General features: G+C 72.7%; 10 protein-coding genes. 6 read left to right on the top strand and 4 right to left on the bottom strand.

What is annotated here, in order from left to right:
- Nucleotides 1-217: 217 nt before the first annotated feature.
- Entirely contained in the window at nucleotides 218-562 is a 345-nt protein-coding gene (locus tag VR45_RS02070) for a hypothetical protein (protein WP_030304790.1), read from the bottom strand.
- Between the two features lie 301 nt (nucleotides 563-863).
- Here VR45_RS02070 and VR45_RS02065 point away from each other — a divergent pair, with 301 nt between their 5' ends.
- Entirely contained in the window at nucleotides 864-1,520 is a 657-nt protein-coding gene (locus VR45_RS02065; protein ID WP_045937923.1) for a hypothetical protein, read from the top strand.
- Nucleotides 1,521-1,603: 83 nt separating this feature from the next.
- Here VR45_RS02065 and VR45_RS02060 read toward each other — a convergent pair whose 3' ends face one another.
- From VR45_RS02060 to VR45_RS02050, 3 genes are all read right to left on the bottom strand, one after another.
- A complete protein-coding gene (locus VR45_RS02060) occupies nucleotides 1,604-1,972 on the bottom strand; it encodes a hypothetical protein (RefSeq protein WP_045937922.1) in 369 nt (122 codons plus the stop codon).
- A 119-nt stretch (nucleotides 1,973-2,091) separates the two neighbouring features.
- A complete protein-coding gene (locus VR45_RS02055; RefSeq protein WP_045937921.1) occupies nucleotides 2,092-2,367 on the bottom strand; it encodes a chaplin in 276 nt (91 codons plus the stop codon).
- A gap of 110 nt (nucleotides 2,368-2,477) precedes the next feature.
- Complete coding sequence (locus tag VR45_RS02050) at nucleotides 2,478-2,720, bottom strand: chaplin (protein WP_045937920.1); 243 nt, start codon at nucleotides 2,718-2,720, stop codon at nucleotides 2,478-2,480.
- Between the two features lie 475 nt (nucleotides 2,721-3,195).
- On the opposite strand from VR45_RS02050, the gene VR45_RS02045 reads away from it, so the two are divergent.
- The 5 genes from VR45_RS02045 to VR45_RS02025 form a co-directional block, all read left to right on the top strand.
- On the top strand, nucleotides 3,196-3,435 hold the full coding sequence (locus VR45_RS02045) for a chaplin (RefSeq protein ID WP_030393803.1): 240 nt from the start codon (nucleotides 3,196-3,198) through the stop codon (nucleotides 3,433-3,435).
- 300 nt (nucleotides 3,436-3,735) lie between these two features.
- Nucleotides 3,736-5,052 (top strand): glycosyltransferase family 39 protein, encoded by a 1,317-nt coding sequence (locus VR45_RS02040; protein ID WP_234325800.1) that lies wholly within the window; start codon nucleotides 3,736-3,738, stop codon nucleotides 5,050-5,052.
- 99 nt (nucleotides 5,053-5,151) lie between these two features.
- A complete protein-coding gene (locus tag VR45_RS02035) occupies nucleotides 5,152-5,640 on the top strand; it encodes a MarR family winged helix-turn-helix transcriptional regulator (RefSeq protein ID WP_045937918.1) in 489 nt (162 codons plus the stop codon).
- Nucleotides 5,641-5,747: 107 nt separating this feature from the next.
- Complete coding sequence (locus tag VR45_RS02030; RefSeq protein ID WP_045937917.1) at nucleotides 5,748-7,196, top strand: MFS transporter; 1,449 nt, start codon at nucleotides 5,748-5,750, stop codon at nucleotides 7,194-7,196.
- A gap of 503 nt (nucleotides 7,197-7,699) precedes the next feature.
- Nucleotides 7,700-8,343 (top strand): LCP family protein (locus VR45_RS02025; protein ID WP_045937924.1); only part of this gene is annotated, 644 nt, incomplete at its 3' end.

Genomic DNA, 8,343 nt, shown 5'->3' with positions numbered 1-8,343 from the left:
GGTCTGGTTGGTGCCGCCGTTGCCCTGGGCGGAGACGGCGGCGCCGTCCGAGTCGGCGATGGCGGAGGCGGAGCCGGCGGACATCGCGATGGCGGCGGCGGCCAGACCGGCGGCGGCGAGAGACTTCTTGATCATTTCGGTGTTCCTCTCAGGGGGTGAATCGGGGAGCGATTCGAAGGGTGGATCAGGAGGGGTGACGCAGCTTGGGACGAGCAGGTCAGCCGATCAGGTGGGAGACGCCCGAGTCGCCCTTGGTCTGGGTGCCCTGGCCCTGGGTGCAGTACTGCTTGCCACCGCTGTTGGCGATCGGGACCTCGACCGGGACGGCCACACCGAGGACGCCGACCGCGATGTTGTGGATCTCGGGCAGGCAGACGTTCGCGTTGTCCAGGAAGTGGAAGTTCGGGCTGTGGTCACCGACGGTGCCGGTGAAGTTGGTGCCGCCGTTGCCCTGGAACGACCCGGCGGAGCCGTCCGAGTCACCGATGGCCGAGGCCGGCGCCGCGGCGACGGCCAGCGCGGCGGCGGCCAGGCCGGCGGCCGCGAAGGACTTCTGGATCATGGGGAGATCCCTCTCTGAAAAGCTCTTGGTTTCCGTGCGTACAACGCGTACAACGCTCAGACCCGGTCTGCGGTCACTGACGCTCAGATCAAAGAATGACGGCACGGAAGGTTACGGGGATTTCTGAAAAGAGTCCGGGAGGCGCGACGGCCGTGTGTTTCTTGTCGGATTATTAGCCCGAACCGGTTAACGCCCGCAATCCGGGATCCGGGTGGATCGTTGAGCACATTGCTCTCGGCTGCGCCCGCGCAGCCCTTCCCTGTAGAGATCTCCACTACGGACAGGCAGAACGGTGAAAAGCATGAGGTTCTCCAAGCGGGCCGGCGCGATGCTGCTGGCGGTCGGTGCGGGCATGCTCGCCTCCCAGGGGGCGGCCTCGGCCGCCCCGGTCGGCCCCGAGCAGGTGGGGGCCCTGGAGGAGCAGCTGGCCACCCAGCAGGTGCCGGTGGACATCCCGGTGGCACCGCTGGACAGCCGGATCTCGGGCGGCATCCCGACCTCGCTGCTGATGCCCCCGGTGCCGGCCCACACCACCGGCGACGCGCTGATCCCGGAGCGCATCGTGCCGCCGCTGGGCACCGGCCGGGTCGGTCCGACCGCCAAGGCCGAGCTGCCGCTGCCGCTGCTGGACCAGGGCGCCGACCTCGGTGAGCTGCTGCTGGACGCCCCGGCGGCGCCGCTGCACGCCGACACCCCCGGGATCGGTCTCGGCAAGCCGCTCTCGCTGGCCAAGGACGGCACCGGCCAGCTCGCCGACGGCCGGGTCAAGGTGGACGAGATCGACCCGCGGCTGGTGACCGGCGCGGTGCAGGCGGTGCCCGGCGCCAGCGCCACGCTGGGCAACGAGGACGAGCGGATCTCGGTGACCGACTCGGTGGACAACCTGGCGACCACCACGACCGCGACCACCACCGGCGTGGTCCAGGAGACCGGTCTGGCGGGCCTGGCCCAGCTGTAGCCCCGGACAGCCCGGGAGCCCGGCACCCCGTGTCGCAGGACGGGGTGCCGGGCTCCCGGCGTGCGCGGTGCCGGTGCGGCGGCTCAGCCGGGCAGCACGCCGAGCAGCCCGCCGACCAGCGGCAGGTCTCGCGGGCCGCCGCCGGCGCTGAGCGGCCCGGTCAGCAGGTCGGTGCCGACCGGCGCCAGGCCGGAGTTCTCCGGCTGGACGGTCGCGCCGTTGTTCAGCACGTCGGCCGAGGAGTTGGCCCACGGGTCCAGGCGGAGGTCCTTGACCGGCGCCACGGCGTAACCGAGCCCGGCGCTGGTGCCGCCGAGCGCCTGGTTGACGTCGGTCTTGGCGAGGGCGGCACCGCCCTCGGCGGGGGCCGCGTGCGCCGCGCCGGCGCCGCCGAGCAGCATCGCGGCGCCCAGGGCGGCGGCGAGGCCGGCCCCGCTCTTCTTCGAAACCATGCGCAATCACCTTCGGGGGGAGGGGTGCCCCGGGCGGCCGGACCGCGCCCGGGTACGCCGAACCGCCCCCCGGCCGACGGGCCGGGGGGCAGTGCGGGCGGAACGCGTGCCGATGGGGATCAGCAGTCGTCCATGTCGTGGTGGTGGTGCTCGGCCTCCGCGTTGATGCAGGTGTTGCCGAACGCCGGGTTCAGCAGGCCGATCACGTTGATGGAGTTGCCGCACAGGTTGACCGGGATGTGCACCGGGACCTGGAGCTGGTTGCCGGAGGCGACACCGGGCGAGCCGGCGGCGACGCCCTCCGCGCCGGAGCTGGCGGCGGCACCGCCCGCGGCGCCGAGCACCAGGCCGGCGGCGGCGGCGGAGAGGACGGCGGCCTTCTTCACGTTCTGCATGGGGGTTGATCTCCTAGATCAAACGCGGGTTGAGCGGGCCGCACCCCGCCCGTGGCGGGGTGCGGCACGAGTGCGGTTGAACCGTGGCCGCCGGGTCGGCGGCCGCCGGGTCAGCCGTGGTTGATGCAGGTGTTGCCGAACGCCGGGTTCAGGATGCTGACGAGCCCGATGGAGTTGCCGCAGACGTTGACCGGGATGTGCACCGGGATCTGGATCTGGTTGCCGGAGAGCACACCCGGGGAGCCGGCGGCGACACCCTGGGCACCGGAGCTGGCGAACGCGCCACCGGCCGCACCGACCACCAGGCCGGCGGCGGCGAGGGACAGGGCGGCAGCCTTCTTGAGGTTACGCATGTGGTTCTTCCTCCGATTTCTGCCCGACCGTCTGTGGAATAGTCGGGAGCCGGGCGAGGTGAAATCCTGGCCCGGTGGTTTCTGGGAATGCCGTGATTGTCACTCGGGCGGCCCAGATGGCGCGTGTCGCCCGTGGCGCGGGCGATGAGCGGCCGCCGCGGTACCGTGCGCCGCGAACGATTCCCGCACGGCCGGGAAGATTCGCATCGACGCGCGACCGGGAGGAATTCCGGACGGGCTTGGACCGGCGGCGGATCTCCTCGTCTTGGCGGGCGGGTGGAGCGTGTTCCGACTGTGAGAACGAGGCAGTGCGCCGGGGGAAACGGTCGGATGCGGCAGTCACCCGAATGCCCGGACGGGGGTCCGTTCCTCCGGACGGGTGACAGTGGGGGTGCCCTCGCAACCGGCTCGACCGGGTCTCGTTGGAGATGTCGCACTCCCCGTGCATCTCTGTCGAACAGTCAGGAGGCTCCTCATGAGCATCAAGAAGACGGCCGCCGTCGGCGCCGCTGTTGTCGGCATCGTGGCCGCCGGTGCCGGTTCCGCGATGGCCAGCTCCGGCGCTGAGGGCGTCGCCGCCGGTTCCCCGGGTGTCATCTCCGGCAACCAGCTCCAGATTCCGGTGCACGTGCCGGTCAACCTGTGCGGCAACACGATCGACATCATCGGTCTGCTGAACCCGTCCTTCGGCAACACCTGCGTCAACAACGGCTGATCGTTCCTCGGTCCGGCCGGTGCGAGCCGCCGCTCCCGCGCTTCCCTCCTGGGGTGCGGAGTGGCGGCTCGCGGCGTTGTCGCCCCGGTGCCGACGGCGACCGCCGTCGGCACCGCTCGCATCCGGCGGCGGTCCGGGCCCGCCCTCCTCCGCTCCCGCGGCCGGTCCGTCCACGACCCGCCCGTCCGGTCACTGAGCGGGCTGCCCACCCGTGCGGCGGGCGGGGTGTCGTAGGCTCGCCCGGCGTCGCGGTGTCGGTCGGCGCGCCGGACGCGAGTGGGGCGGGGAGTACCAGAGCTGATGAGCACGGCATCGAGCACCGAGTCGTCGGGCGGGGGCGCGGGCGTGCCCTCGTCGTCCTCCCCGTCGTCGTCGCCGTCCGGGTCGGTGGACCCGGAGGAGACCGGTCGGCCGGACAGCCCGGCCCCGGGGCCCGGCCGTATCGGCGCCCTGGTCGACCGCTTCGCGCCGGCGCTCGGCGCGTACGCGGTGGTCAAGGCGACCGGGCTGACCGTCTTCCTGCTGCTGCTCTCGCACACCGAGGACTTCCTGAAGAAGGACCCGGGGCGCGGTGGCGGCGCCCGCCCCTGGGACGTGCTCGGCACCTGGGACGGCATCTGGTACCAGCGGATCGCGGAGAACGGCTACGACCCGCAGCTGATCCCGCTGCACGGCTACCCGCTGGCCACCTACTACGAGAACTCGGCGGCGTTCTTCCCGCTCTACCCCTGGCTGATGCGGCTGGTCGGGGCGGTGACCGGGCTCGGACCGTACGGCTCGGGGATCGTCGTCTCGGTGCTGGCCTCCTTCGTCGCCGCCGCCGGGATCTTCGCGATCGCGGAGCGGCTCGGCGGCTTCCGGGCCGGGGTGACCGCGGCGGTGATCTGGGGCCTGTTCCCGGGCTCGGGCGTGGAGTGGGCGGTCTACTCCGACTCCCTGTTCGTCGCCCTCTCGGCCTGGGCCTGCTACTGCGTGATGACCCGCCGCTGGCTGGCCGCCGGCACCCTCGCCCTGGTGGCCGGTCTCAACCGGCCGACGGCGGCCACGGTGATCGCCGCGGTCTCGATCTCGGCGCTGGTGGCGCTGGTGCGGCGCACCGACGGGGTGGCCAGGCCGCTGACCGCGATGCTGATGACCCCGTGGGGCATGCTCGGGTACATCGCCTGGGTCGGCTGGCGGATGGGCGACTGGACCGGCTACTTCAAGCTCCAGCGCGGCGCCTGGAACCGCTACTTCGACTGGGGCGCGTCCACCCTGAGCAGCACCGTGGACACGATCACCGGGCACTGGACGTTCTGGCAGTCCAATCCGGCGCCGGACCTCATCGCGGTGTGCCTGCTGATCGCGCTGCCCGGACTGCTGGTACTGCTGCTGCGGCTGCGGCCGCCGCTGGTCCTGGTGGTCTACACCCTGCTGACCGTCTTCATGGCGCTGAGCAGCAACCAGATCTACGGCAACATCTCGCGCTACCTGCTGCCGGCCTTCCCGCTGTGCGTCGGCCTGGCGGTGGCGCTGCGCCGGCTGCGGCCGAGCACGGTGGCCGGGCTGTTCGCGATGCCGGCGGTGGCGGCGGGCTGGTACGCGGGGTACGCGCTGTTCGAGCTCGGCATCCCGTAGCCCGACGGGACCCAGGGCCGGTGGAAAGCAGTCCCGTACCGGGAAACAGTCCCGCACGGGATCGTCCGTCGGCGGACGGTCGTTGCTAACCTCGGAGCCATGACGACCATCCCGCCCGTGCGGCAGATCCGTGACATCTCCGGCCTGCTGGACCACGCCAGCCATGTGCTCGCGACCCGGATGTCGGCCGCGTTCACCGAGCTCGGGATCACCCCGCGCGCGTACTGCGTGCTGTTCCACGCGATGGAGGCCGAGCGCACCCAGATCCAGCTGGCCGAGCTGGCGGACCTGGACAAGACCACCATGGTGGTGACCGTCGACGAGCTGGAGAAGGCCGGGCTGGCCGAGCGCCGGCCGTCCGCCGTCGACCGCCGGGCCCGGATCATCTCGGTGACCGCGGCCGGGGAGGAGGCCGTCGAGCGGGGCACGGCGATCGCCGACCGGGTGCACCGGGACGTGCTGGAGGCGCTGCCGGAGGACGAGCGCACCGCCTTCGTCGCGGCGCTGACCCGGTTGGTGGGCGGGCCGCTGGCGGAGCCGGTGGAGAGCGAGCGGACGGTCCGCCGGGCCCGTCGTTCCCGAGGCTGACGCAAGGAAGAGGATCATCCCCAGGAAGATTCTCTTGGAAGAGATAGTCCACAACAAAACCATCTGCTAGCGTCTTACCCGGTACTCGACCCACCGGGAGACCCGCTATGACCACGCACGCCCCGACCACTCGCACGTCGACCGCGGCCGCGCCGAGCGCACCCGCCTCGACCCGCTCACGAGCCCTCGCCCTGGCGGTGCTCTGCGCGGGGATGCTGATGATCGTCCTGGACGGCTCGATCGTCACCGTCGCGCTGCCGGCCATCCAGCAGGACCTCGGCTTCACCCCCGCCGGCCTGACCTGGACCGTCAACGCCTATCTGATCGCCTTCGCCGGGCTGCTCCTGCTCGCCGGCCGGCTCGGGGACCTCGTCGGCCGCCGGAAGGTGTTCGTCGCCGGGCTGGTGCTGTTCACCGCGGCCTCGCTGCTCTGCGCCCTCGCCACCGGCCCGGAGCTGCTGATCGCCGCCCGCTTCCTGCAGGGCGTCGGCGGCGCCCTGGCCTCCTCGGTCAGCCTCGGCATGCTCGTCACGCTCTTCCCCGAGCCGGGCGAGCGCGGCCGTGCCATCGGCGCGTTCAGCTTCGTCGGCGCGGCCGGCGCGTCGATCGGCCAGGTGCTCGGCGGTGTCCTCACCGAGGCGCTGGACTGGCACTGGATCTTCCTGATCAACCTGCCGCTCGGCCTGACCGCCGCCCTGTTGGCGCTGCGCGTCCTGGCCCCCGACCGCGGCCCCGGGCTGCGGGCCGGCACCGACGCCCTGGGCGCGGTGCTGATCACGGCGGCGCTGATGCTCGGCATCTACACCGTCGTCGGCACCGCCGAGCACGGCTGGACCTCCGCGCGGACCCTCGGCCTCGGCGCGCTCGCGCTGGTCCTGCTGGCCGGCTTCCTGGTCCGGCAGGCCCTGGCCGCGACGCCGCTGCTGCCCCTGCGGATGTTCCGCTCGCGGGCCGTCTCCACCGCCAACGCGGTGCAGGTGCTGGTCATCGCCGGGATGTTCGGCTTCCAGGTCCTGGTGGCCCTCTACCTCCAGAACGTGCGCGGCTACGGGGCCGCCGCCACCGGTCTCGCCATGCTCCCGGCCGCCGTCGCCATCGGCGCCGTCTCCCTGCTGCTCTCCGCCCGGCTGAGCGCCCGGTTCGGCGAGCGCGCCGTCCTGCTGGCCGGTCTCGGGCTGCTGGTCGCGGCGCTCGGCCTGCTGACCCGGCTGCCGGCCGACGCGGGCTACCTCGTCGACCTGCTGCCGACCATGCTGCTCGTCGGCGGTGGCGGGCTGGTGCTCTCCGGGCTGGCCGCGCTGGGCATGTCCGGCGCCGGCGAGGAGGACGCCGGGACCGCCTCCGGGCTGTTCAACACCACCCAGCAGGTCGGTGCCGCGCTCGGGGTGGCCGTGCTCTCCACCCTGGCGACCTCCCGCGGCGACGCCCTGGCCGCCGCCGGCCGGCCCGAGGCGGAGGCGCTCACCGGAGGCTTCCGGCTCGCCTTCACGGTGGCCGCCGGGCTGCTCGCCCTGGCCTTCGCCGTCACCGCGCTGCTGCCGCGTCCGAAGAAGTGACGGACCCCTCCGGGGCCGCCCGCGACTCCTGGGGCCGTCGTCGAACCCCCGTCCGCGGGGCGGCGCCGGGGGTTTGACGACGGCCCCGGGCCCCGGAGCGGCGACAGGTCGTTTCCGGTCGGCTTGTATGCTCCACCTGGCGCCAGGGCGGACGTCCTGGCCGCCGATCGTTCGAGGACACAGCCGTGAGAGGTGCGGGGATGTCGGGTCGCCGAGACAGGAGTCGGTCCAGCGTGGCCAGGCCGCGTTCGGAGGACCCGACCGGCTCGGCGGGTTCGGGTGCGCCCGGGGGCGGCTCCGCGGACGGCGCCGCCGCGGGCGGTTCCGGAACCGGCACGGCCGGCGCCGGTGGCTCGATCCCGGCCCCCAGGACCGGCGGCCGGGCCGAGGCCAGGCGCGCGGCCCAGGGCAAGGGCGGCCGCGGCGGAGCCGGTGGCGACGGCGGGTCGGCCGGCTCGGGCCACCGCAAGGCGGGCGGACGCGGCAAGAAGCCCGAGCGCAACATGAAGAAGATCGTCGGCTGGACGGCGGTGGGCGCCCTGGTGCTCATAGCCGGGACCGGCGGGGCGATCTACCTCAAGCTCAACGGCAACATCAAGACCATCGACTCGGACGGGCTCAGCAAGGACCGCCCGCCGGAGTCCGCGGCGGACGCCAACGGCAACAAGCCGGTGAACATCCTGCTGATCGGCTCCGACAGCCGGGGCGCCGGCAACTCCGACCTCGGCGGCGGCAACGCCGAGGGGGCCCGCTCGGACACCACGATCCTGCTGCACGTCTACGCCGACCACAAGAACGCCATCGGCGTCTCGATCCCGCGCAACACCCTGGTGACCATCCCGCCCTGCAAGCTCCCCAACGGCAAGTGGACCAAGGAGCAGAAGGGCAAGGACATCCTGTTCAACGCCGCGTTCTCGCAGGGCGACTCGACGGAGGGCAACGCCGCCTGCACCCAGAACACGGTGGAGAAGCTCACCGGGATCCGGGTCGACCACACCCTGGTGGTCGACTTCTCGGGCTTCGCGGCGATGACCAAGGCCGTCGGCGGCGTCGAGGTCTGCCTGCCCAAGGTCATCTACGAGGGCGACATCAACCCGAACCTCAACAAGCGGGGCGCCCAGGTCCTCCCGGCCGGACGGCAGAAGGT

The organism is Streptomyces sp. NRRL S-495 (genome assembly GCF_000966955.1).
GTDB lineage: Bacteria > Actinomycetota > Actinomycetes > Streptomycetales > Streptomycetaceae > Kitasatospora > Kitasatospora purpeofusca.
This window is presented reverse-complemented; position numbering and strand designations above follow the sequence as displayed.

Excerpts from the sequence above, each read along its gene's own strand:
- VR45_RS02070 (WP_030304790.1), bottom strand. The coding sequence starts at position 562 with ATGATCCAGAAGTCCTTCGCGGCCGCCGGCCTGGCCGCCGCCGCGCTG.
- VR45_RS02050 (WP_045937920.1), bottom strand. The coding sequence starts at position 2,720 with ATGCGTAACCTCAAGAAGGCTGCCGCCCTGTCCCTCGCCGCCGCCGGC.
- VR45_RS02030 (WP_045937917.1), top strand. The coding sequence starts at position 5,748 with ATGACCACGCACGCCCCGACCACTCGCACGTCGACCGCGGCCGCGCCG.
- VR45_RS02065 (WP_045937923.1), top strand. The coding sequence starts at position 864 with ATGAGGTTCTCCAAGCGGGCCGGCGCGATGCTGCTGGCGGTCGGTGCG.
- VR45_RS02040 (WP_234325800.1), top strand. The coding sequence starts at position 3,736 with ATGAGCACGGCATCGAGCACCGAGTCGTCGGGCGGGGGCGCGGGCGTG.
- VR45_RS02045 (WP_030393803.1), top strand. The coding sequence starts at position 3,196 with ATGAGCATCAAGAAGACGGCCGCCGTCGGCGCCGCTGTTGTCGGCATC.
- VR45_RS02055 (WP_045937921.1), bottom strand. The coding sequence starts at position 2,367 with ATGCAGAACGTGAAGAAGGCCGCCGTCCTCTCCGCCGCCGCCGCCGGC.
- VR45_RS02035 (WP_045937918.1), top strand. The coding sequence starts at position 5,152 with ATGACGACCATCCCGCCCGTGCGGCAGATCCGTGACATCTCCGGCCTG.
- VR45_RS02060 (WP_045937922.1), bottom strand. The coding sequence starts at position 1,972 with ATGGTTTCGAAGAAGAGCGGGGCCGGCCTCGCCGCCGCCCTGGGCGCC.